The 23,690-nt window shown below is 59.6% G+C and carries 16 protein-coding genes; 14 read left to right on the top strand and 2 right to left on the bottom strand.

All coding sequences use genetic code 11. From position 1 onward, the window contains the following. The first annotated feature begins 88 nt into the window (after positions 1 to 88). A complete protein-coding gene (locus BKX98_RS02180) occupies positions 89 to 4,882 on the top strand; it encodes an NAD-glutamate dehydrogenase (protein WP_083586640.1) in 4,794 nt (1,597 codons plus the stop codon). Positions 4,883 to 4,891: 9 nt separating this feature from the next. After that, positions 4,892 to 6,379, top strand: a complete 1,488-nt coding sequence (locus BKX98_RS02185) for a sensor histidine kinase (protein WP_038990534.1) — start codon at positions 4,892 to 4,894, stop codon at positions 6,377 to 6,379. 74 nt (positions 6,380 to 6,453) lie between these two features. Here BKX98_RS02185 and BKX98_RS02190 read toward each other — a convergent pair whose 3' ends face one another. After that, a complete protein-coding gene (locus tag BKX98_RS02190) occupies positions 6,454 to 8,160 on the bottom strand; it encodes a LysM peptidoglycan-binding domain-containing protein (protein ID WP_073706008.1) in 1,707 nt (568 codons plus the stop codon). Positions 8,161 to 8,365: 205 nt separating this feature from the next. On the opposite strand from BKX98_RS02190, the gene BKX98_RS02195 reads away from it, so the two are divergent. Next, complete coding sequence (locus BKX98_RS02195) at positions 8,366 to 8,719, top strand: Rv2175c family DNA-binding protein (protein WP_038990532.1); 354 nt, start codon at positions 8,366 to 8,368, stop codon at positions 8,717 to 8,719. 97 nt (positions 8,720 to 8,816) lie between these two features. Here the strand turns inward: BKX98_RS02195 and BKX98_RS02200 are convergent, their stop codons facing one another. Continuing rightward, complete coding sequence (locus BKX98_RS02200) at positions 8,817 to 9,923, bottom strand: polyprenyl synthetase family protein (RefSeq protein WP_083586590.1); 1,107 nt, start codon at positions 9,921 to 9,923, stop codon at positions 8,817 to 8,819. 162 nt (positions 9,924 to 10,085) lie between these two features. On the opposite strand from BKX98_RS02200, the gene dinB reads away from it, so the two are divergent. The 11 genes from dinB to ftsW all read left to right on the top strand — a co-directional run bounded on the left by dinB (position 10,086) and on the right by ftsW (position 23,603). Next, positions 10,086 to 11,252: a DNA polymerase IV gene (gene dinB, locus BKX98_RS02205; RefSeq protein WP_073706009.1), complete on the top strand. Its 1,167-nt coding sequence runs from the start codon at positions 10,086 to 10,088 to the stop codon at positions 11,250 to 11,252. 182 nt (positions 11,253 to 11,434) lie between these two features. Then, on the top strand, positions 11,435 to 11,818 hold the full coding sequence (locus BKX98_RS02210) for a DUF3040 domain-containing protein (protein ID WP_038990529.1): 384 nt from the start codon (positions 11,435 to 11,437) through the stop codon (positions 11,816 to 11,818). A gap of 530 nt (positions 11,819 to 12,348) precedes the next feature. Further along, a complete protein-coding gene (gene mraZ, locus BKX98_RS02215; protein WP_038990697.1) occupies positions 12,349 to 12,762 on the top strand; it encodes a division/cell wall cluster transcriptional repressor MraZ in 414 nt (137 codons plus the stop codon). Positions 12,763 to 12,932: 170 nt separating this feature from the next. After that, positions 12,933 to 13,925, top strand: a complete 993-nt coding sequence (gene rsmH, locus BKX98_RS02220; RefSeq protein WP_038990528.1) for a 16S rRNA (cytosine(1402)-N(4))-methyltransferase RsmH — start codon at positions 12,933 to 12,935, stop codon at positions 13,923 to 13,925. A 43-nt stretch (positions 13,926 to 13,968) separates the two neighbouring features. After that, positions 13,969 to 14,697 (top strand): hypothetical protein, encoded by a 729-nt coding sequence (locus tag BKX98_RS02225; protein ID WP_141358395.1) that lies wholly within the window; start codon positions 13,969 to 13,971, stop codon positions 14,695 to 14,697. Positions 14,698 to 14,807: 110 nt separating this feature from the next. Next, entirely contained in the window at positions 14,808 to 16,586 is a 1,779-nt protein-coding gene (locus BKX98_RS02230) for a penicillin-binding protein 2 (protein WP_038990527.1), read from the top strand. Continuing rightward, positions 16,580 to 18,172: a UDP-N-acetylmuramoyl-L-alanyl-D-glutamate--2,6-diaminopimelate ligase gene (locus BKX98_RS02235; RefSeq protein ID WP_073706011.1), complete on the top strand. Its 1,593-nt coding sequence runs from the start codon at positions 16,580 to 16,582 to the stop codon at positions 18,170 to 18,172. Before BKX98_RS02230 ends, BKX98_RS02235 begins: the two co-directional genes overlap by 7 nt. A gap of 50 nt (positions 18,173 to 18,222) precedes the next feature. Then, positions 18,223 to 19,680, top strand: coding sequence for a UDP-N-acetylmuramoyl-tripeptide--D-alanyl-D-alanine ligase (murF, locus tag BKX98_RS02240; RefSeq protein WP_073706012.1), 1,458 nt, complete (start codon positions 18,223 to 18,225; stop codon positions 19,678 to 19,680). Then, a complete protein-coding gene (gene mraY / locus BKX98_RS02245) occupies positions 19,677 to 20,780 on the top strand; it encodes a phospho-N-acetylmuramoyl-pentapeptide-transferase (RefSeq protein ID WP_038990524.1) in 1,104 nt (367 codons plus the stop codon). Before murF ends, mraY begins: the two co-directional genes overlap by 4 nt. Beyond that, on the top strand, positions 20,762 to 22,306 hold the full coding sequence (murD, locus tag BKX98_RS02250; protein ID WP_073706013.1) for a UDP-N-acetylmuramoyl-L-alanine--D-glutamate ligase: 1,545 nt from the start codon (positions 20,762 to 20,764) through the stop codon (positions 22,304 to 22,306). The genes mraY and murD overlap by 19 nt, the downstream gene beginning before the upstream one ends. 43 nt (positions 22,307 to 22,349) lie before the next feature. Then, positions 22,350 to 23,603 carry a putative lipid II flippase FtsW gene (gene ftsW / locus BKX98_RS02255; RefSeq protein WP_073706014.1) on the top strand — a complete coding sequence of 418 codons (1,254 nt, stop codon included), beginning with the start codon at positions 22,350 to 22,352 and terminating at the stop codon, positions 23,601 to 23,603. Positions 23,604 to 23,690 lie beyond the last annotated feature (87 nt).

Consider the following 23,690-nt stretch of genomic DNA (forward strand, 5'->3'; position numbering starts at 1 on the left):
AGATACCCGCAAAGGCGCGGGTTAATCGAACTTTGTTCTTGGAGGCGTTCTTTTGAACTCGTCGGAATCCAGCATGTCAGAATCATTCATGGATGAGACACTCACCTCGAAACTGGTGAGCGAGTACTACGGCCAAATTGCGACCGAAGACGTGGCGGCCTATCGGCCAGACGAACTCGAAGCTCGCGTGGCAGCACATCTGGAAATCGGGTATCAGCGTGATGCGGAAAATGCTAACGTCGCCATTACCCGCAACAACGGAATTTCAGTGGTCCACATCGTCACCGATGACATGCCGTTCCTTGTTGACTCCGTAACGGCCGCACTGGTGCAGCTGAAGTCACCGATTCAGCTAGTCGTGCATCCGACGTTCGTTGTATCACGAAAAACTGAGACCGGTGAAATTACCAAGATCAGCCACGCGGGCCTGCAGCACGTTGCCAGCGGCGACACCGCTGCGCTCTCGGATTTGAGTACGCTGATTTCGGCCGGTGCGGAAACCCGCATCGAGTCATGGATTTCAGTCGAGCTGGCTCGCGAACTCACCGATGCGCAGGCCAAGGAATTCGTTGAACGGCTTTACAGCGTTCTGGCTGATGTACGTGTCGCCGTGAAGGACTGGCCAGCCATGCTGGATCGTGCCAAGGAGATTGCGCAGAGCCTTCCGCAGACCCCCAAGGCCGAGGAAATTGCCGAGGTGCACCAGGCTGCGGAACTGCTGAACTGGCTGGCCGACGGAAAATTCACCTTCCTTGGCTACCGCGACTACTCGCTGGAAACCATCAACGGCGAAGACGTGCTGGTAGCCCGCCCGGGCAGCGGCCTGGGCCTGATGCGCGACCTGGCGGACCAAGGCCCGCAGCACCTGACCAAGCGCGGCCGGATCACCGCCCGTGACAAGCGCGCGCTGATCGTCACCAAAGCCAATTCCCGTTCCACTGTGCACCGTGGCGTGTACCTCGACTATGTCGGCGTCAAGAGCTTCGATGCCAACGGCGAGGTCAACGGCGAACGCCGCTTCATCGGACTTTTCTCCTCCAGCGTTTACACCTCCAGCGTGAAGACCGTTCCGCTGGTGCGCGAAAAGGTGGAAGCCGTCCTGAAGCGCACCGGCTTCGCTCCCGATTCGCACTCGGGCAAGGACATCACGACCATCCTTGAAAGCTACCCTCGTGACGAGATGTTCCAAATCTCCGTCGATGAGCTGACCAAGATTGCCCTCGGAATCCTGCGCCTGCAGGAACGCCGGCGCACCTCGGTCTTCCTGCGCAAGGACGATTACGGCCGCTTCGTCACGGCCATGGTTTTCCTGCCGCGCGACCGATTCTCCACGGCAGTGCGCCTGCGAGTGGAGCAGGAGCTGCAGCGCAGCTTCAACGCAGAATCCGTTGAATACGAAGCGCAGCTGGGTGCCGGCGCATTGGTTCGCCTGTTCTACCGCCTGCGCTTGCAGCGCCACGGCCTGGCACCGGTGGTCGACCGCAAGGCACTGGAAGATCGAATCGCCAAGGCGGTGCGATCCTGGTCCGATGCTATTGTCGACACCGCACGTGCGCGCCTGGAACTGGGCGATGCGAACACGCTGTCCAACGCCTGGGCCGAAGCTTTCCCGGCGTCCTACAAAGTGCAGTTCGAAATCGAAGATGCGCTGAAGGACATCGATCTGCTCGCCGAGCTGAGCGAGCAGGACGCCGATGGTCCGGTGGTCTCGTTCTACGATGACGAGAAGCAGGACGAGGATTCTGCTGTTTCCAAGCGCATGAAGATCTACGTGACCAAGCCGCTGCTGCTTTCGCGCATACTGCCAGTTCTGCAGCATCTTGGCCTCGACGTCGTCGATGAGCGGCCATATGAGCTGAATCCCGAAGGAATCGGCGAACGCTACATCTACGACATGGGCTTGAAGATCGATGAGGAGATCAATTTCGAGGCCGTGGAAGCCAAGTTGGCTGATGCCTATTGCGCAGTGGTGAGCAACCTCGCCGAATCGGACAGCCTCAACGCCTTGGTCCTGCACGAAGGGCTTACGTGGGAGGAAGTCGCGATGCTTCGTGCCTACGCCCACTACCTGCTGCAGCTCGGTGTTCCGAATTCCACCGGGTTCATTGCCAACACCCTGGTCGGCAACCCGTCGGTGACCCACGCCATCGTGGAACTGTTCCAAGCGACCTTCGACCCGAAGCTGAGCTCCGAGGAATCCGAAGCTGCTCGGGAGGAAGCGCACGCCAAGATCACCGAAGCACTGGAATCAGTGCCGACGCTGGATGCAGACACGCTGCTGCGCCGTTTCGTGAAGGTGATCGAAGCCACCAAGCGTACCAACTACTTCACCACTCACCAGGCGTTGGCATTCAAGCTCGCGCCGGAAGAGATCGACTTCGCGCCGTTCCCGCGTCCCAAGCACGAACTGTGGGTCTACTCGCCGCGTGTGGAAGGTACCCACTTCCGCTTCGGTGCGGTGGCCCGTGGCGGCCTGCGCTGGTCGGATCGCCGAGAAGACTTCCGCACTGAAGTGCTGGGCCTTGTCAAGGCGCAGATGGTCAAGAACTCCGTCATCGTGCCAACGGGCGCCAAGGGCGGTTTCTACGCCAAGCAGCTTCCTAATCCAGCCTTCGACCGAGGCGCTTGGATGGAAGAGGGCAAGGGCGCGTACAAGGTCTTCATCCGCACCCTGCTGGACCTGACCGACAATCTGGTGGCCGATGAAAACGGGGAGCACATCGAGGCGCCGGCCAGCGTGGTCCGCCGCGATGGCGATGATTCCTACTTGGTGGTTGCTGCCGACAAGGGCACTGCGAGCTTCTCCGATATCGCGAACTCGATCTCGGCCGACAAGGGACATTGGCTGGGCGATGCCTTCGCATCGGGCGGCTCGGTGGGCTATGACCACAAGGGCATGGGCATCACCGCACGCGGTGCCTGGGAGTCGGTCAAGCGCCACTTCTTCGAGCTGGGCATCGACACGCAGAAGGACGAGTTCACCGCCGTTGGCGTGGGCGACATGTCCGGAGACGTGTTCGGCAACGGCTTGCGCCGTACCCCAACCGTGAAGCTGGTGGCCGCCTTTGACCACCGCGACATCTTCCTGGATCCGAACCCGGATCCCCAGGTCGCTTTCGACGAGCGCCAGCGCCTGTACGACCTGCCGCGCTCCAGCTGGGCAGACTACAACAAGGAACTGCTGTCGGCCGGCGGCGGCGTGTACTCGCGCAGCCTCAAGTCCGTGCCGGTCAGCCCCGAGGTCCGCGAGGTCTTGGGCCTGGACGCCGGCATCACCCAGCTGAGCCCCAACGAACTGCTCAAGGCCATCCTCTCTGCGCCAGTGGACCTGCTGTACAACGGCGGTATAGGCACCTACGTGAAGTCGGCGGCCGAAACCCATGGCCAGGTCGGAGACCGTGCCAACGACGCCATCCGCGTCAACGGCGCAGATCTGCGCGTGAAGGTAGTTGGCGAAGGCGGCAACCTGGGCATGACCCAGCTGGGCCGTATCGAGGCAGCACGCAACGGTGTCCTGCTGAACACCGATGCCATCGACAACTCCGCTGGCGTCGACACCTCCGACCGCGAAGTGAACATCAAGATTTTCGTGGACCGCCAGATCAAGGCCGGAAACCTCTCCGAGGCCGAGCGCACCGAGTTCCTGCTGTCGATGACCGATAACATCGGTGACCTGGTGCTGAAGACCAACTTCGAGCAGAACGTGTTGCTGTTGAATGAAAAGCACGCGGCATTGACCTGGACTCCTGCCTATGAGCGCTTGATGCAGTGGTTGGAAGCCCATGCTGACTTGAACCGCGGCTTGGAGTTCCTGCCGAACGCGGAAGAGCTGGAAGAACGCCGTGCCGCTGGCGACGCGATGACCACTCCAGAGCTGTCGGTGCTTGCCGCCTACGCGAAGATCCAGCTGGCGAACGCGCTGGCCGAATCCGATCTGGCCGATGATCCGTACTTCAACCAGACGCTGCGCCGCTACTTCCCAACAAAGCTGGTGGAGCGTTTCGGGGATCAGCTCGAAAGCCACCCATTGCGCCGCGAGATCATTGCGACGGTGATTGCCAACGATATCGTGAACATGGGCGGCATCACTTACGTCTTCAGGGCCATGGAAGAAACCAGTGCCAGCGAAGTCCAGATTGCCAAGGTCTTCTGCGCCCTGCGTGAGATCTATGGCTTCGACCGCCAGTTCGATGCAATCAATGCACAGCCGGCCGGAACCGATCTGGAACATTGGGGACGCCAGCACCACGACATGCGTCGACTGCTGGATCGCGCCACGCGCTGGTTCATCAACCGCGTCGACCAGCAGCTGCTGGTCACCGAAGCGGTCAATCGCTACGAAGCGACCGTGACCGAACTGCGCGAGGCACTGCCAACCCTGGTCCGCGGCAACGACCTGCAGCGTTTCCAGGAATGGCGGGAAGAAGCCATGGCCCAGGGCATCCCGGAGCGTCGTGCCAGCATGTGGGCGACCCAGTTCGAATCCTACGCGCTGCTGGATGTGGCAGAGTACGTCCACCGCACCGGAACCGCTCCGGTCAAGGTCGCAGAAACCTACTACGTGCTCTACGACCTGTTCGGCGTGGACAGCCTGCTGAACCGCATCACCAACCTTCCTCGTTCGGATCGTTGGCAGGCGTTGGCCCGTGCAGCAATGCGCGATGATCTGTACACCACAATCATCGACCTGACCGCCAACATCCTGGATGCCCACGGCGATATTGCGGACCCGGCAGAGCGTGTTGCTGCGTGGGAAGAAGCAAACGCGGCTAACCTTGATCGTGCGAAGACTATGTTCGCGGAAGTGAACAGCCTGGAACGAGACGACATGGCCTCGCTTTCCGTGGCGCTTCGCCTCTTGCGTTCCATCGTCCGAAGGTAAACACCGCTAATGGCCCTCATCACCGAAGAACTACGTCAACGTGCCGCACTTGCACCGGGTGATGAGGATTGGCTCCATCTTCTGGTGGGGGACTGGCAGCTGGTCTCGGATCTCGCATTCGCAGACCTTGTGCTCTGGTTCCCCACCGGGGACGGCTCCTACACGGCCCTGGCACACGTGCGTCCTTCTACCTCGCATACCGCGTTCCATAGCGACTTCGTGGGCGAACGCATCCGCAAGGACCTGCGCATCATGGTTGACCACGCCTGGGAAACCAAAGAAGTGCAACGCTCTGCGGAACAGGCCGGCAAAGACATCATCATGGGCTTGACTACTGTGCAGGCGATTCCGCTGGTGCGCCAGAACCGCCCGGTTGCGGTGATCACCTCCCACTTCGACCCCAACCAGTCCCGCACGCCCAGCAACCTGGAATTGGTCTACCGGCAAAGCGCGGATGACCTGTTGCAGATGGGCACCCAAGGACTGTGGCCTGACTTCGCCAGCCCCACGGGATCGCGCCGAGGAGCGCCACGCGTCGGCGATGGCTTCATCCGTCTCGGTGTTGATGGCGCCGTCGAATTCGCCAGCCCCAACGCTGTTTCAGCTTTCCGCCGTCTAGGCGCAGCCGACGTACTGCAAGGCCAGCCGCTGGCTGACCTGACGATGGCGCTGGTCAGCGACCGACGCGTCGTCGATGAAACTCTTCCACTGGTTCTCCAGGGCAAGATGCCATGGCGTACCGAGGTGGAACACCGCGGAGTCACGCTTTCGCTGCGCGCCATCCCGCTTCGCAACGAATCAAAGCGCTGGGGTGCTCTAGTGCTCTGCCGCGATGTGTCTGAACTGCGCCGCCGCGAAAAGGAACTGGTTACAAAAGACGCGACAATCCGTGAAATCCACCATCGTGTGAAGAACAACTTGCAGACTGTCGCGGCGCTGTTGCGCATGCAATCTCGCCGGATGAGCTCGGAGGACGGCAAGCAGGGGCTGGAGCAGGCCATGCGCCGGGTCTCCACTATCGCTTCGGTCCATGACTTCCTGTCCAAGGGCCTGAACGAAACCGTGAAATTCGATGATCTGATGGATCGCCAGTTCCGATTGATCGTGGAAATTGCTTCTCCGGAACAAAGGGTCTCTACCCGCCGTGAAGGCGATTTTGGCATGCTTGACGCTGATTTGGCAACACCGTTATCGCTGGTGATCAACGAGTTGGTGACCAACGCGGTGGAACATGGATTGGCGCATCGTGATGGCGAGGTTGCCCTGGTCGCAGAACGATACAAGGGTGCCGATAGCAAAGATTGGCTGCGTGTTGTCATTGAGGATGACGGCCATGGCTTGCCGGAGGAACCGCGCCGCGAGGGTCTTGGGCTGCAGATTGTGCGAACCCTGGTGACTAGCGAGCTATCGGGTGAAATCCGTTGGCTGCAGGGCGAGAAAGGCGGCACCAAAGTGGTGATCGACATGCCGTTGGATCTTGACCGGCGTACAGCCTAAAGATCGGATCTAGCCGCAATACGAAGAGGCGAACCAAGCACTCTACGTGTTTGGTCCGCCTCTTCTGTGTCTTTTTAGCGGTAGTTCTTCATGTGAGCCTTGATGCTGGCTACATAATGCTTGGTGTCTTCGTACATGCCGTTGTTGCGAACGCCAGCCAACCCCTGGTAGTAGGATGCGATTGCATCGTCCAGGTTGTCGGTGTTGTCCAAGTTGTAGGCAATAACTGCGACGCCAGCAACGACGTTGTCGCGAGGGTTCAGGACATTCAGGTCCTGGCCAATGACCGATGCGATCCAGTCACCAGTGCTTGGCAGCACCTGCATGGCGCCCACGGCGTTTGCAGGGGATACCGCGCGCATGTTGAAGCCAGACTCCTGGTATGCGTGTGCCAATGCCAGTGCAGGGTCAACGCCCATGCTCTGTGCAGTGGAACGGATCAGGGCCTGCATCTCGCCCCGACTCGGCACATCGATCGAGTCAAGGTAATCCTTGTTCGAGTTCGCGTTGCTCACAACGTGGTCTGGATAGGTGCGACCAGCAAAGGTATTGCCGATCTTCTGTTTCTTGACCTCGCCAGACGGCGCAACCGACGAGCCCGATACCTTCAGCTTGGCGCCGATCTTCAGAGGCGAGCTCGCGCTGAACTCCGGGTTCAGATCAAGCAGCGCAGCCAGCTTCATACCGTGGCTGGTCGCGATGCCACTGAGGGTATCGCCGGACTTGACCGTGTAGGTCGAGCTCTTTGCTTTAGGCGCAGCGTTGCTCTTCGGTGTGGAGCTTGACGATGAACCGCCGGATACCTTGATCTTGGCGCCTGGGAAGATCGGCTTGCTGGCTGAAATGTCATTGATCTTCAGCAGATCGGACAGACTCATGCCGTGCTTAGCGGCGATGCCGCTGAGGGTATCGCCGGACTTGACGGTGTAGCTCGAAGGAGCAGACGAGGAGGACTTCTTCTGGGACGACTTCGGAGACGAGCCGGAGGAGGACGAACCCTTGACCTTGATCTTGTCGCCGGGGAAGATCACCTTGCTTGCCGAGATGTCGTTCTTGCTCAGGAGCGACGACAAGCTCATGTTGTGCTTGATGGCGATGCTTCCGAGGGTGTCACCGCTCTTCACGGTGTAAGTCGAAGAACCAGAGGACGAAGACTTCTTCGCATGGGTTGCACCGCTGGAGCTCGAAGCCGAACCCTTGACCTTGATCTTGTCGCCGGGGAAGATCACCTTGCTTGCCGAGATGTCGTTCTTGTCTAGCAGGTCCGACAAGCTCATATTGTGCTTGCTAGCAATGGCGCTGAGTGTATCGCCATTTTTAACCGTGTAGGTGGACGCCGATGACGTAGAGCTTGAAGACTTGCCCTTGGAGCTGCTCTTTGAAGCATGACCGGAGACCTTGAGCGTCTTGCCGGCAATGATCGAATCGTTCTTGAGGTTATTGAGCTTCTTCAGCTCGGATACCGTGGTGTCGTATTCCCGAGCGATACTCCACAGGGATGCGCCTGCTGGAATCTTGATCTCGGAAACATCTCGTTTCGCTGGCAAGCCCAACGTAGATACGCGCGAAGCGATCAGGTGGGCTTTTATCTGGTCCTCAGCAACCTTGATGGTCTCTGGAGTTACCGCCTTGGCAAAGCTTCCTGAGGTGTTAGGAATAATCGTCGGTGCTGCCTGCGCTGCTGGAGCCAAGGCGAGACTACCGATGACCGCAGCGGGAATGGCCGCGCCTGCTACAACGCCTAACGCATGCTTGGAAGCATGTTTGGATTCGTGGGCCATGAAGTCAATCCTCATTTATACGGTGAAAATAACGGGCTTTGCTCCGCAGGTAACAAAGGGAAATCGTTCCTCATGTTGTCTGTGATGCAATTGTTATCAAAGTGATACAAGAAAATTTACACTACTACTGTGACTGATGGGAACTGCTGAGGTGGGTTTCATCCAAATTTCTGCGCGGATCAGGAATTTGTGGGAACCTTGAGAGGTGAAGGAAACCGTAGAACTCGTCGGCCAGTGGCTGACCCTGCCCGATGTGGCTGAAGAATTAGAAGTAGACATTCGCCGTGTGCACCGCCTGCTTGATGAGCGTGCCATTGTTTCGTTGAGAATTGGCGAACGCAATGTCCGTTCGATCCCTGCAGATTTTCTCCAAGACGGCATCGTGGTTGAAAGCTTGAAAGGCACCCTCTCGGTACTGTCGGATTCCGGCTTCTCGGATGAAGAAGCCATTGTATGGCTGTTCACCGAGGATGAGTCGCTGCCTGGCACGCCAATGAATGCTTTGCGTACGGGGCGAAAAACCGAGATCCGCCGCAGGGCGCAGGCACTGGGCTGGTAGGTCCGAAACAAGTTGCCCCAGCATAAACAAAAGGTCTCAACCATCATCCTGACGGATGCATGGTTGAGACCTTTTGTTTAGTTTTGGTAACGTTTCGCTATTTACTTCTCTTTGTCACGGCGTCGCTAAGCTGTTGCATTCCCGCCAGGGCCAAGGGGGAGACCTGCAATGCTTCGAGCGCGAGATCTGATTGGGTAGTCAATTCGCTAATGCTCTGCTCCGTTGCCGCCAAAGCACCGCTATCACGCAGAATATTGCTGAGCCGTGCAACTTCCTCTTGAGAGAGATCCGCTGCGCCGAGACGCCCCTGAATGAAGTCCTGTTCGTCAGGAGTTGAAAGCAGCAGTGCATGGGCAATCAACTCAGTCCGCTTGCCTTCCAGCAGATCGCCGCCTGTCGGTTTGCCGGTGATTTCTGGATCGCCAAACACGCCCAGGACATCGTCACGTAGCTGAAACGCCTCGCCCAGTGGAAGCGCGAATTCAGAGTAGTGATTCAAAAGCACTTCACTGGCCCCTGCCAACGCGCCGCCAAGTAAGAACGGGTTTTCGGTGGAGTATTTCGCTGACTTGAAGCGCACGATGGTGCGAGCGCGCTTGACCGCTTCCTTCGGATCGTAGGCAGGACCTGCAGACTCTTCGAGAACATCGAGATATTGACCGGCCATCACTTGGGTGCGCATTTGATTGAAGATGGTTCGCGCCCGAGGGGTGAGGGACGTAATGCCCGAGAAAACTTCCTCGCTTAGTGACAGGCATAGGTCACCGGCAAGGATTGCGCTGGCCGTGCCGTAGCTCGAAGCGCTCCCTGACAGTCCAAGCTGCAGGTGCTGGGCCTCGAATCGCTTATGGACGCTCGGCTGGCCGCGTCGGGTATCCGAGTTGTCAATGATGTCATCGTGGATAAGCGCTGCACCCTGGAAGAGCTCCAAGGCGGCCCCGAGGCGAACAATGTCGCGATCTTCAGGTTGTCCGCCGGCGCCAAGGTAGCCCCAGAAAGCGAACAGCGCACGGAGACGCTTGCCGCCACGGGTCAGCGAGGTGATTGCATTGACGATTTCGATGGCGCTGCTGGTGATTTGACCAACTTCATCGCTTTTCGCAGCCAGAAACTCCTCCAGTAGTTGAGCAACATCAGAGGTGTAGCTGCGGCTCAAGCCCTGGGCTTCACTGCTGAGGGCCGGCACGGAATCAGGCATCGACATGCAAAATCATTTCTACGGGTAAGCAACTGGTGGTTAGCAACAACTCTACCGGTGATTCTCGTCTGGCAAAGAAGGCACTGCTGGATTCAGCTCGTGGGCTAAACTCGAATATACATTCGAGCACGCTGATGGCGCGGCCATAAGCAAGGGGAGAGGGTTGGAATGACGGAGCGAGCGATCCTGCATGTCGATATGGACGCCTTTTTCGTTTCCGTGGAACTGCGCGACCGCCCTGACCTGGTGGGCAAGCCAGTCATTGTGGGGCACCCTTCAGGACGCAGTGTCGTGCTCTCTGCCTCTTATGACTGCCGAGCCCGAGGGATCCATTCGGCGATGCCGATGAGCCAGGCCATCCCGCTGATGCCGGAAGCTACTGTGATCGAGCCAAGCCATCACAAGTACTCGGAAGCCTCAGCGCAGATCATGGCCTACTTCCACACGTTGACTCCCCTCGTTGAGCAAGTCAGTGTTGACGAAGCATTCCTGGACGTTACGGGAAGCATGCGCATGCTTGGCGGTCCGGTGCAAATTGCCCAGAAAATCCGCGAATACATACGCGCGGAAATGGGCCTGACAGCAAGCGTGGGCATCGCAAGGAACAAATTCGTTGCGAAACTGGCCTCGACCTACGCCAAGCCAGACGGATTGGCTGTAATTGCCCCCGAGAGAACCGAGGAATTCCTGCACGACTTGCCGGTGTCAAAAATGTGGGGCGTGGGAAAACGTACCGCCGACCAGCTCCATGCCTTGGGAATTGAGACCGTTGGGCAGCTTGCTACCGAGCCCGAAGCGCGATTGATCAGCCGGCTGGGGGAGCATGGCCGGGCCCTGCGCCTGCTCTCTCGGGGGATAGACAACCGTCCGGTGGAAGTTAGCAGGGATGAAAAAAGCATCTCCTCTGAACACACGTTCGCGGTTGACATCACCGAGTCGCAGGTGCTTGAGGGTGAGCTATTGTGGCTAAGCCATAAGGTCGGTCAGCGACTGCGGCAGCACGGCAAATCAGCCAACGGTGTTGGGATCAAGATCAAGTACAAGGACTTCTCTGGAATTACGCGTTCGAAGGCTCTTGCTGCCGCTACAGATTCATCTACGAAAATTAGCGAGTCCGCTCTGGCACTGTTGCGGAAATTGACCCCGTTGGCCCAACCAGTCCGGTTGATCGGAGTGAGAGCTGAAAGATTGCAAGATTACGAGTTGGGTCTGCAATTCAGCTTGGACCCGCGTGAAGAGAAAGCGCGAGAAGCAGAACGGATCGCTGACCAGATCGGACAGAAATTTCCGCAGTCCATTGTGACCCCGGCTCGTTTTCTGCGACCCAAGGAATAAACGCATTCTGTGTAGAACGTATGGATATCTGGACAGTGGTGAAGATCAACTAGCAGGGCGAGTGCAAAAGAGTCTATCCTTGAAGTAAGTTCAATCGAATCCGGGGAACTTTTCCCATTGGCGCGACGTTGAACTTGGAGACGGTGGACGACCGTCAAGTTTGCCTTTGGAAGGAGAAGACGATGCCGCTATCGGAGCACGAGCAGCGTTTGTTGGAGCAGTTGGAAAAGCAGCTGCATGAAGACCGTCGCTTCGCTTCCAGCATGAAGGGCCCATCGGGCACGGGGCGCCTGTCGACCCGCAATATTGTTTTGGGCATCTTGCTGGTAATCGCCGGCCTTGCGGGGCTCATTTTTGGAATATCCCAGCACATCATCATCGTTGGCGTCCTCGGTTTCGCCGTGATGTTCGCAGGTGTACTGCTCGCCTTGACAAAAACGGCTACCGGAAAAATCGGTCCTTCCAAGGGAGCGGGCGCAAAATCGGCCAGCAAGAATAATTCGCAGTTCCTTTCCGGCCTGGAGGAAAAATGGAACCAGCGGAAACGTGATCAGTCCGATAGCTGATCAGCAATAGATATTGAGGTGTGACCCTAAGGGTTGCACCTCTTTTTCGTTTAAGCTGTGCTCCTTGCGCCGCGGCAGCCCCTGTGCGCCAGATGCCGCGATGCGAGAGATTTGGCTTAGTGCCGAGAATGGTTGCCCTGGATACTCGGCATGCCAGCGTCGGGGGAACGCACCAAATTCTAGTGATCTTGAATTCTCTGCAGATTCCAAGGTTCGGTTCCACCTGGTTGGCCGAGACGGCCTCCACTTTCCTCCCCCGGGTCCTCCACTTTCCACCACAGCGCCTGAAATTAGCTATATTCCGGGTATTCTGCGCGTCAAATTTCTGAACGATGCTCGACCGGGCCGACTGCTGATCCAATTCCCTCCACCTGAGCATAGGCTGAGCACCCGCTAGATTCAGCTGTTTTTTAAGTCCATACCCTCGCGAAACCACTGAAATTGCATTGACAGTGGAGGGTTGTGGAGTAAAGTGGAGGCAAGTAGAGAAGAATGGGGCTTCCGGCCACTTCACGCGAAAGGTGGTGTGCATGTTCTTAGGAACCTACACACCGCGTCTCGATGAAAAAGGCCGGTTGATTCTTCCAGCTAAATATCGGGATGAGCTGTCCTACGGGCTGGTTCTCACCCGTGGCCAAGAGCGTTGCATTTACGTTTTCAGCCAGCGGGAGTTTGAGAAGCAGCACGAGCAACTGGCGCAGGCTTCCTTGACTTCTCGGCGAGCACGCGACTACGCACGTGTGTTTCTCTCAGGGGCCTCGGATGAAGTTCCGGATAAGCAGGGACGCGTAACGATTCCGCAAGTGCTGCGCACTTACGGAGGCCTGGATCGGGAGGTCACAGTTATCGGTGCGGGTAACCGTATTGAAATCTGGGATTCAACTGCATGGCAGCAGTACTTGGACGAACAAGAAGACGTGTTCTCCGATACCGACGAAGACTAGGCCCTCGGGCGCTAGGCCGACAAGACACACCGTTTGTTGGGATGAGATCTCCAGCCACCATGGGGTAGAAAATCGTCTGGCTTCACTTCCCCGGAGCCAGAAGATTGGATCGCCACTTGGTTGGAGGGGGATCTGATCTCAACAGCAGATCGAAAGCGAAAGGGGGCGCAGTGCCAAATCAGGATTCCCAACGACCAGCATCCGAACGCCACGTTCCAGTACTTCTGGACCGATGCGTTAATTTGCTAGCTCCAGGTATTGAGCGAGCCAATGCTGAAGGCCGTCGGGCAATTGTGGTTGACTGCACCCTCGGCATGGGCGGGCATTCCGAAGCCATTTTGCGACGGTTCGATAATTTGCACCTGATCGGTCTAGACCGTGACGAGCAGGCGCACGAACTTGCGGGTGCTCGACTCGCTCCGTTCCAAGACCGGATCGACCTCGTGCATGCCGTGTACGACGAAATTGCGGATGTCGTGGAAGACCTTGGATTCCCTGGCGTTGACGGCGTCTTGTTTGACCTCGGCGTATCTTCGCTGCAGCTCGACGAACGCGAACGCGGTTTCGCCTATTCCTATGATGCTCCGCTGGATATGCGCATGGACACTTCGGTCGGTCCAACTGCCGAGGACCTCGTCAACGACTTGGAACGCGACGAACTGCTTCGAATTATCCGGCAGTGGGGCGAAGAGAAGTTTGCCGGCCGCATCTCAACGGCAATCGTCGAGGCGCGTGCCAAGAACCGCATCACCAGCACCGCTGAACTCGTTGATGTGATCCGCAGCGTCGTGCCGGCAGCGGCCGCCCGAAACCATGGCCACCCTGCCAAGCGAACGTTCCAAGCCCTGCGTATTGCGGTGAATGAGGAACTTGACGTTCTGGAACGCGCCATCCCGGCTGCAATGGGGGCCTTGAACGTCGGCGGACGCGTTGTCGTCATGAGTTATCACTCTTTGGAAGACAAGATCACCAAACGGCACTTCGTCCAAGGATCAACCTCGTCGGCTCCTCCGGGGTTCCCGGTGGAACTGGATGAACACAAAGCTGAATACAAGGTGCTCACCAAGGGCACCGAGAAGCCAAGCGATCACGAAATAGCAGAAAATTCACGTGCAGCCTCAGCCCGCCTGCGTGCTGTGGAGCGAGTGTTGAAGAGGAGCTAGCATGAGCCAACGAGCCCAGCGCCGCGTGCAGAAGACCGCAGCCGTGAACAGCCAGCCGGTTGTCGACGGTAACACTGCGCGTGTAATGCGACCCGAGCCCGTCCCAGCTAGCAACCTGCCTAAAGGGGATTCGCGCCAGCGCGTAACGCTTTCGCTGGTTCCCAAAATGAACGAGACCAACAAGCGCTCCATGTTCACCATGTCTGCGGTGCTGATCTTCTTGGCCTTCAGCGTGATCGTCACGCTGGTGCTGCTCAATACTTCGGTAGCTCAGCGGCAGTACGACATTGTGAACTTGCGATCGCAGGAACGAGCACTCTCCCAAGAGAATCAGGCGCTGCTGAAGGAAGCACAGTCTTTGGCAGCACCGCAGGCGCTGGCCGCAAAGGCAAAGGACCTCGGCTTGGTTTCGCCAGGCGCTCCAGGGTTGATCAGCCTCTCCGAGGGCAAGGTTACCCAGGACGCTGAGAAGGCCGTCAAGGCCAAGAACAGCAAGCAGGAATATGGAACTATTCCGCTGCCAGGCGACAGCATCCGCAAGGGCGAAAGCAAAACCGATGCCAACGCATCAAACACGCCGAAGACCACTGTGGGTAAAGCCTCAGCAGATTCACAGAAGGAATCAGGAACGACTGATGGTTCCAAGGAACCTGAGGTGAAGGCCGAGAAAACCGAACGTGAAATCGACAAGGACGGCCGCCCAGTGTTCCAGGACACTGAGCTAAATGGGGGCACGATCCCTGCACCAAGCATCAAATCCCCAGCAGAGTAGCCAGCTCTTTCTAAGCTAGATACAGGTGGCTGCCGCTGCTGGAAAACCGCGCTGAGGGAAAGTTAGGTTCTTTTGTGAGCTCGACCGCAATCGACACTGCAAAAAAGCGAATGCGCTTAGTGCTGATCCTCTCCGTGGTTTTGCTGCTGGTGATCCTCGGGCGGCTTGTCTGGGTTCAGGGCATCAACTCGGCAACCATTGCCAACGCCGCGCAAGAGAATCGCGAACGCGTAGAAACCATTGCGCCCAATCGCGGATCCATTGAAGACCGTAATGGCACCACGCTCGCTGTCTCCGTGGACCGCTACGATCTGGTCATCGACCAGCGCAAGCAGGGCGAGACCATTCGCCGCGCAAAGCGGGACGGCACCAACGGCCAAGAACGCATTACATGGGACCAGGCCATTGATGAACTAGCCGAAACCCTGGACCAGGACCGCGAGGAACTGGCCAAGAAGGTGCGTCCGCAGGGGGACGCCGAGCCTAAAGGCTACGTCGTGCTGGCCAAGAGCGTGACCCCGGAAGTGCGCAACGAAGTCCTTGAAATTGGCATCCCGCGCCTTGCCTCTTTGCTGCGCAGCGAACGCCAATACCCGCAAGGCGTGATCGCCGGACCATTGCTGGGCTTCGTACGCAACTCCGAAGACCAGACATCCGTGGTTGGTGCCGAAGGCCTGGAATTGAGCCAGGAAGAACACCTCGCCGGTAAGGCAGGCAGCCGCAAATACGAGATCAGCGCCGATGGCGTGCGCATTCCTGTCACCGAGGTCGAAGAAACCCCGGCCGTCGATGGGCAGGATGTCATCCTCACCATCGACTCGGACATCAACTACGTCGCCCAGCGCGCAGCGGAAAAGAAGCAGGCCGAATTCAATGCCGAATGGGTTTCCGTGGTGGTCATGGAAGTCGACACCGGCAAGATTCTGGCCATCGGCGACTCCGCGGAATTGGATCCGAACGATCCAGGCGCCACCAAGCCCGAATTCCGCCGGTCCACCTCCATCACTCGTGCCTTTGAACCGGGTTCCACCGGCAAGGCCCCGATCTTCGCTGCCGCTATCGACCAGGGCGGAGTGGATCCGCTAACCGAGATGCGCGTGCCGCACAAGAAGACGTTCACCAAGGAAACCATCAACGACTCCTTGGAACACCCGACGTACGACATGACCGTTTCGGGCATCTTTGCCCGCTCCTACAACACCGGTACCGTGATGGTCGGCAACACGATGAGCAAGCAGACCCGCTACGACTACATGCGTGCTTTCGGATTGGGTTCGCCCATCCGCGTAGGGCTCAACGGCGCCAGCGCTGGTCAGCTCGCCCATCCCGAGAACTGGGACCGGCGCCAGCAGTACACCACCATGTTCGGCCAGGGCTATTCGCAGACCGTGCTGCACACCGCCTCGATTTTCCAGACCTTGGCCAACGAAGGCGTTCGGCTTTCACCGAGCCTGATTGAGGGCTACCGGAACGAAGATGGTTCGATCACCAAGATTCCGGCGCCTGAAAAGAAGCGCGTGGTCAAGAAGAGCACAGCTGAGGAAATGCTCAAGCTCATGGAATCGGTCGTGGACCACGGCACCGGCTACAAAGAGCGCATTCCCGGGTACCGAGTGGGCGGCAAGACCGGTACCGGCCAGGCGGCAAGCGCCAAGGGCTATGACGGATATACTTATTCCTTTGCGGGTGTTGCCCCGTTAGAGGATCCGCAGTTCGTGGTCGTGGCAACAATGTACCGGCCGAAGGGCAACTGGAAAGACTTCTCGGTAGCGGATACGTTTACCGATGTCATGAGCCATACTCTCAATACATTCAATGTGCCGCCGAGCACGACTAAATCAGAGGCGTACGACGTCTTTGTAGGTGAGGATCAGAAGAAATCTTGGTAGTCCAGAACCCCGACACTCCGCGTGAGCTAGAACGGTACCTACGCCCGGACAGCACCGCCGGCATTGGCTTCGACCAGCTCTGCGGAACAGCAGGTGCGGTGCGAACTGGAGCATTGCTCAACGCCGCTCCGCAAATTCTCGGTGTCAGCCTCAACCCGCAGATCGTCCAGCCAGGAGACGTCTTCCTCGGCATCTCCGGCGCCAAGCGCCACGGAGCCGAATTCGTGGACACCGCAATCGGCAACGGCGCAGTGGCGATGATCACCGATACCGCCGGACTCGAATTCCTCGGCGATGATCTCGCAATCCCGGTGGCTGTCGTGGCCGACGTCCGCAAATCTGCCGCAGTGATCGCGCAGGCCGTCTACGGAACGGACCAGCGCAGTCCGAAGCTGTTCGCCGTGACCGGCACCAACGGCAAGACGACCACCACCTTCATGATCCGCGCAATCCTGGATGCCCTGGGCGAAGAAACCGGCTTGATCGGCACCATCGAGATGTCTGCCCGCGGGCAGATCATCCCCAGCGTGCTGACTACCCCGGAATCCACCCAGCTGCACGGGGTGCTTTCGCGCATGGCCCAGCAGGAAGTGGCTTCGGTGGCCATGGAGGTCTCCAGCCACTCGTTGAGCTACGGACGGGTCGATGCCCTGCGCTTCGCCGTGTCCGGATACACCAACTTGACGCAGGACCACTTGGACCTGCACGGCACGATGGACGAGTACTTCGAAACCAAGGCCGAACTGTTCACCGCCGAACGCTCCGATCGCGCCGTGGTCATGGTCGATGACGTATACGGCCAGCGTCTGGCCGATCGCGCCCTGGTGCCCACCGAAACACTGAGCCTTGATGGCGATCATGCCACGGCGCACTGGCGGGTCACCGAGCTGGAGCACTGCGGCCTGGGCCACAGCTTCACCCTGGTCCACCGCGACGGGCGCCAGCTGCGGACCCGTACGCTGCTGCCAGGCATGTTCAACGTCGCCAACGGCGCCCTAGCGGCCCTGATGGTGCTCGCTGGCGGCGCAGACCTCGACGCCTTGCAGCGTGCCCTGGATTCCAAGGACCCGCTGTCGGTCGCCGTTCCCGGACGCATGCAGGTCGTAGGCGAGTCACCGGTCGCCGTTGTCGACTTTGCCCACAATTCAGATGCCCTGGCCAAGGCCTTGGATTCCATCCGCCCGGGGGAGCAGGGCCGTCGCATCGTTGTCTTCGGCGCCACCGGAGAACGCGATAAGACCAAGCGCCCGGATATGGGAGCGGTAGCGGCCCGTCATGCCGATATCGTGATTGTCACCGACGACGATCCCCATGGCGAAGACCCGGCGCCGATCCGCGACCAGGTTGCCTCCGGCGCACAGCACGTGCTCGAATCCGAGCGTCCGCAGGTGCAGCTGTTCAACATCGCGCCACGCGCCAAAGCCGTAGAGTTCGCTGTGAGTTTGGCCGGTGCCAACGATGCGATTCTGGTGGCCGGGCGCGGACATGAAGTCAGCCAAGACGTCGCGGGAATTGACGTGGAACTGGATGATCGGGTGGAACTGGCGAACGCACTGAATCTTCATGGATTTGTGACCAAATCCTAGAACGTACAAGACCACTATCGCCACCGCTCAAGTGTAAAGTCCTTATTGCCATGATTGAACTGTCTCTGACCGACCTGCTGGACATCACCGGAGGAAAAGCGACTGCCACAGCCGCCTCCGACACGGTGATCACTTCCGTGACCACTGACTCGCGCGAAGTCGTCCCGGGTGCCCTATTTGTTGCCAAGCCCGGAGAATTCTCCGACGGGCACGCCTTTATCGACCGTGCACGCGCCGCCGGCGCCGTGCTGGCCCTAGCCGAACGCGTGACCTATGACGAAGACCGCAGGGAGCACCCGGCGGTCATCGTTGACGATGCGGTGGAAGCGATGGGCGAAATCGCCGCCCGCATCGTTGCGCATCTCAAGGAAAAGAACGACGCCAAGGTCGTGGGAATCACCGGCTCGGCCGGCAAGACCACCACCAAGGACCTGCTCGCAGGCATCTTGTCGCAGGTGGCGCCGACCGTGTCGCCCATTGGCTCCTACAACGGTGAAGTCGGCGTACCGCTGACGGTTTTCAACGCCACCGAAGAAACCAAGTATTTGGTAATCGAGATGGGTGCTACCGGCATCGGCCACCTGACCTACCTCACCGATATGGTGCATCCGCAGGTCGGCGTCGTATTGTGCGTCGGCACCGCGCACGCCGGCGAATTCGGCGGGGTGGAGAACATCGAGAAGGCCAAGGGCGAGCTGGTAGAGGCGCTGGACGCCGACGGCATCGCCATCCTGAATGCCGAAGACCCTCGCGTGGCCCGCATGGACTCGCGTTCCGGGGGAGCAGTGCGCTTCTTCGGCACCGGAAGCAGCAAGCCGGAGAACGCTGGAGTCTGGGCCACCGACGTTGCCGTGAACAAGCACGGGCAGCCAGAACTCACCCTTGAGTTCCCGGGCGGCTTCAGCAAGCGGATCACCTCGGGCCTCTTGGGCCGCCATCATGTCACCAACATCCTCGCCGCTGCCAACGCAGCATTGGCGCTGGATGTTGCCCCGGAGCTGATCTGCGCCGGCCTTGAAGGCCGAGCCGCTGGCAGCCGCTGGCGGATGGAACGCATCGAGCGCCCTGACGGCGTGAGCATCATCAACGACGCCTACAACGCGAACCCCGAATCAATGCGTGCCGCGCTGGTGACCCTGGCCGAATTGGGCCTGGGCGCCGACGGCGCACCAGGCCGGCGCACCTGGGCGGTGCTGGGCGAAATGCTGGAACTGGGAGATGACAGCATCCACCAGCACGACCTGCTGGGCCGCATGGTAGTTCGCATGAACATCAAGAAACTTGTAGTGGTAGGCCGCGGGGCCAAGCCCGCCTACAACTCTGCTGTGCTCGAAGGCAGCTGGGGCGACGAGGCCTTCTACGTGGAAGACGTGGATGAAGCCCGCGCACTGCTGCAGGAACAGCTGCAGCCGGGTGATATCGCGTTGTTCAAATCGTCCAATGGGGCAGGCCTGCGTTTCCTCGGCGACGAGATCGCGGCATTCGCGAAGGAAGGCGATAACGCATGATCGCATTGATCCTGGGGGCAGGCATTGCCCTCGTGCTGACCATGGTGGCCATGCCGCTGTACATCCGCCTGCTCACCAAGAAGCAGTACGGCCAGGTCGTCCGCGATGACGGGCCGAACTCGCACGCCATCAAGTCCGGCACCCCCACCATGGGCGGGGTGGTCTTCGTGCTGGCCGTGTTCGTGGCGTACTTCGCCACCCATGGCATCCTTTCGCTGATGGGGCGCACCTCGTCGGGAATCACCGCCAGCGGCCTGCTGGTGCTGATGCTCTTCGGCGGCATGGGCCTGGTCGGCTTCCTCGATGACTTCATCAAGATCTTCAAGAAGCGGTCATTGGGCCTGCGCGCCTGGCAGAAGATCGTCCTGCAGGCTTTCTTCGGCATCAGCTTCGCCGTGCTGGCCTTGCAGTTCCCGAACGAGCAGGGCCTGACCCCCGGCTCCACCGCGATTTCCTTCCTGCGCGACACCAACATCGACCTGGCATTTGCCGGGCCGCTGCTGGGCATGGTGCTGTTCGTGCTCTGGGCAAACTTCATTGTTACCGGCGCCACCAATGGCGTGAACCTCACCGACGGCCTGGACGGGCTGGCCACCGGTGCCTCGATCATGGTCTTCGGCGCGTACACCCTGATGGGCATCTGGCAGCAGAACCAGGCCTGCAGCAACATCGACTCGCTGGATGTCTGCTACTCGGTGCGCGACCCGCAGGACCTCGCGCTGCTGGGAGCCACGCTCTCCGGTGCGCTGATCGCCTTCCTCTGGTTCAATGCCAAGCCGGCAAAGATCTTCATGGGCGACACCGGCTCGCTGGCCATTGGCGGCGCCGTGGCGGCCTTCGCGATCCTCTCGCGCACCCAGCTGCTGCTGGTGGTCATCGCCGGCCTGTTCGTGATCATCTCCCTGTCGGTCATCATCCAGGTGGGCTACTTCAAGATCTCGGGCGGCAAGCGCGTGTTCAAGATGGCACCGCTGCAGCACCACTTCGAGCTCTCGGGCTGGTCCGAGGAAAACGTCGTTATCCGATTCTGGATCCTTGCCGGCCTGTTCGTGGCCGCGGGCCTGGGTCTCTTCTACTCTGAATGGGTTGTCGCACTGTGAGCGCAAACGCTGGCAAATCACTGGACTCGCTGAACAGCTGGGATGCTGATTGGAAAGGCCTGCGTGTTGTCGTCGCAGGGTTGGGGCTCTCCGGATTCTCGGCAGCCGACACCCTCATCGAACTCGGCGCCATCGTCACCGTGATCGATGGCCGTGACGACCAGATGAACCAGCAGCGCGCCGAGACCCTGAAGATCGTCGGCGCCCACGAGGTGCTGCTCGGCACCGCCAACGTCCAGTCCCTGCCGCTGGTCGATGGCCAGCAGGCCCAGCTGGTGATGGTTTCCCCGGGCTGGAACCCCCGCAACCCGGTCATCGCGGAAGCAGAGTCCAAAGGCATCGAGATCTGGAGCGATATCGAGTTGGCATGGCGGGTGCAGAACCGTGCCGGCCACACAGCGCCGCAGTGGCTGGCCATCACCGGCACCAACGGCAAGACCACCACCGTGGGCATGACCGAAGCGATCCTGCGTGCCGAGGGGCTGAAAGCCGTCGCCGTCGGCAATGTCGGCACCCCGATCCTCGATGCGGTGCGCGAACCGGTGGACTACGACGTGTTCGCCGTCGAGCTCTCCAGCTTCCAGCTGCATTACACGCACAGCATCTCGCCGGTCGCCTCGGTGGTCCTGAATCTGGCCGAAGACCACGTGGACTGGCATGGCGGTTTCGAGAACTACAAGGCCGCCAAGGCGAAAATCTACGAACGCACCCAGGTGGCGGCGATCTTCAACGCGGCTGACGAAGTCACCATCACCATGGTGGAAAATGCTGACGTCATCGAAGGCTGCCGTGCCATCGGCTTCACGACAGATACCCCCGCGGTGTCGATGGTGGGCGTTGTCGAGGGCCTGCTGGTGGACCGCGCCTTCATCGAAGAGCGCAAGACCAGTGCGGTGGAACTCATCGCGCTGAAGGACATCGGCGAGATTGTTCCGCGCCATACCGCCGCCAACGCCGCCGCCGCCGCGACGCTGACCCGCGCCTACGGCGTGAGCCCGGAAGCAGTAGCTGAGGGCTTGAAGAACTTCGACTCCGGAGACCACCGGATCCAGGCCGTGGCCCGCAAGGACGACATCCTGTGGATCAATGACTCCAAGGCCACTAACCCGCACGCGGCCGACGCTTCGCTGGCGGCCTTCACCCGTGTTGTGTGGATCGCCGGCGGAGTGTCCAAGGGCGTGGAATACGGGGAGCTGATCGCCAAGCATGCCCAGCGCCTGGCCAAGGTGCTGCTCATCGGCACCGACACCGCGGGCCTGCGCGAAGCGCTGGCCACTCACGCACCAAAGGTCGAAGTCATCGACATCACCGGCGAGGCACAGGGCAACGACGGATCAGCCCCTAGCGGTGCGCAGGTCATGACCCGTGCGGTGTCCAAGGCCGCCGAAGTTGCCGAGGCAGGGGACACGGTGCTCATGGCACCGGCCGCGGCCTCGATGGACCAATTCAGTTCCTACGCCCAGCGTGGCAACGCATTTATCGCTGCCGTCAGTGATCTGATGGATAAAGCTGGCGAAGAGAAGTAGTCGAGAGCTGACCGAACAAACCAAACCAAGGCAGGAGGCACCGATGGCGATGAAATCGAGCAAGAAGCCAGCGGGATCCAAAGCCAAGATTCCTTGGTACGCGCGATTCGGCAAAATGCTCAGCACCGTGGAGAACTCCAGCCGGCGCATGGCCTCCACCGACTACTGGCTGGTGCTCGTGGGTTCCATCGCGCTGGCAGTCTTCGGCGTGATCATGGTCCAGTCATCGGCATCGGTGGAAGCGATCGCCAAAGGCCGGGACGGCTTCACCGTGGCACTGGCCCAGGGCGGCTTCGCCGCGCTGGGCATTGTCTGCATGCTGATCATGCAGCGCATCAAGCCGGAAGTGCTGAAACGGCTGGCGTGGCCCTCCGTGATCGCGGCGTTCACCCTGCTGTTCCTCGTCGCATTCACGCCACTTGGCCACACGGTACTCGGCAACCGGAACTGGATCCGCATCGGCGGCTTCGGCTTGCAGCCCAGCGAGTTCGCCAAACTCGCCTTGGCAGTATTCGCTGCATTCATGCTGGAAAAGAAGCAGCACATGCTTCACGACATCAAGCACCTGATCGTCCCCGTCGTGGCTCCGGTTGGCGTCCTCATCGTTGGCCTCGTAGTGGTCGGCAAGGATGTGGGTACCGCCCTGGTCCTGTTGATGATCATTGCCGCGGCGATGTTCCTTGGCGGCATCAGGATGAAGTGGCTCGCGGCGTTCTCCGCGGTTGGCGTCGCGGGCTTGTCCATAGCGATCCTGGCTTCGTCCAACCGCCGGCAGCGCATCCTCGCCTGGCTGGATACCGATTGCGGTCCGAGCAATGACCTTTGCTACCAGGCCAGCATGGGCCTGCATGCCTTCGCCTCTGGCGGTTGGTTCGGCGTGGGTGCCGGCCAGTCCCGCATGAAGTGGTCCTATGTCCCCGAAGCGCAGAACGACTTCATCTTCTCCATCCTGGGCGAGGAATTCGGCTTGATCGGCGTGCTCTTCGTCCTGGTCATGTTCATCCTGCTGGCCTTGGCGATGTATCGCATCGCTGCGCGCGCCAACGACCTGTACACCAAGGTGCTCATGGGCTGCTTGATGTCATGGGTAATCGGCCAGACCTTCGTCAACCTGGGTACCGTCACCGGAGTGCTTCCGGTGATCGGTGTTCCGCTGCCCTTCATTTCCTCTGGCGGCTCGGCAATGCTCGCGATCATGCTTGCCATGGGGTTTGTCCTCTCTTCAGCCAGAGCGCAGAAACGTGAATTCGAAGCGAAGCTGGAAGAGAAGCCGGCCAAGAGCAAGAAAACCAAATAGCGGGCCGCAACCGGCCGTTATCAGAAGCAGAGACCATCGCCGGATATGCGGTGGACATTGATCCTGCCCCAGGCAGGTCGAAGGAGT

The sequence above is a fragment of the Glutamicibacter sp. 0426 genome (genome assembly GCF_001906485.1).
GTDB classification, from domain to species: Bacteria; Actinomycetota; Actinomycetes; order Actinomycetales; family Micrococcaceae; genus Glutamicibacter; species Glutamicibacter nicotianae.